The sequence below is a fragment of the Mesorhizobium sp. M7A.F.Ca.CA.002.05.1.1 genome, from assembly GCF_003998335.1.
In the GTDB taxonomy this organism is placed as follows: domain Bacteria; phylum Pseudomonadota; class Alphaproteobacteria; order Rhizobiales; family Rhizobiaceae; genus Mesorhizobium.
The window spans coordinates 1-950 of the sequence record NZ_RZQI01001395.1 but is presented as its reverse complement, the minus strand read 5'-3'; the positions used below and the strand labels follow the sequence as shown (position 1 = coordinate 950).

Sequence of the window (950 nt, the reverse complement as noted above, 5' to 3'; positions counted from 1 at the left end):
CCGCCAGCAAGGCTGATCCGCGCTTGTCACGCATTTGACGATCCTCCGTGCACATGGCGCTTCGCGCCATTGGGTTTGTTCTGTTCGACAAGGGCACGAGCGGTGGACTCGTCGGTGATCAGGCCGCTCAGATAGCGGCTTTCGAGCACCGCTTTGATGGCACGCACTTTGATCTTGCCGCCGGCGACGGCGACGATCCGGCGGCCCTTCAACTGGTCCCGCGGAAGCGCGAGAATTCTGTCCGACAGCGCCGTTTCCACCGGGCGCCCCTTGTCGTCGAAGAAGTGGGCGAGCAGCTCGCCGACGCCGCCATCGCGTTTCACCTCATCGATTTCGGAATGTTCGATCATGCCGGTAGCGACCAACGAAGCTTCCCGCTCGGCGGTCCCTATGCCGACGAACATCAGGTCGGACCGGCTTGCGAGGTCGAAGACATCGCTAATGCCGCGCTGACCAAGCAGCACTTCACGGTCCTCGGCGGTGTTGGCGACGAAAGGCACCGGCATCACATAAGCCTGCGCGCCGGTCCGCTCGGCCAGCCGATGCATGACATCGTGCGGGTTGGCCGCGAATTTGCGCGTCACGCCGCCAAGCAGCGAGACGAAACGGATATGGGCAGCGGCGGTGCGCGTCAGATACTCGACGCTTGCGGCAAGGGTACGGCCATGGCCGACGCCGATCAGCATGTCCTCGCCGCGATCGATCTCTCGTTTCAGAAACTGAGCGCCGGCGATCCCAAGCGCCTTCAGCGGCAGCTCGTCCTGATCGAGATCAGGAACAACCTCGCAGTAGTCGAGCCCGTAAGCAGTGATCAGCTGCTGCTCGAGGTCGATGCATTCGCCGACATCGCCGTCGATGATCACCCTGACAAGGCCATCCTGGGTGGCCCGGGTGATGAGCCGATGCGCCTTGAGGCTGGTCAGGCCGAGCCGCTTGGCCACCTGGGCCTG

The 950-nt window shown here is 63.6% G+C and carries 1 protein-coding gene; it reads right to left on the bottom strand.

The annotated features are described in order from the left end of the window. Positions 1-26 precede the first annotated feature (26 nt). A partial coding sequence (locus tag EN939_RS35850) for a sugar-binding transcriptional regulator (RefSeq protein WP_164751587.1) occupies positions 27-950 on the bottom strand: 924 nt, incomplete at its 5' end.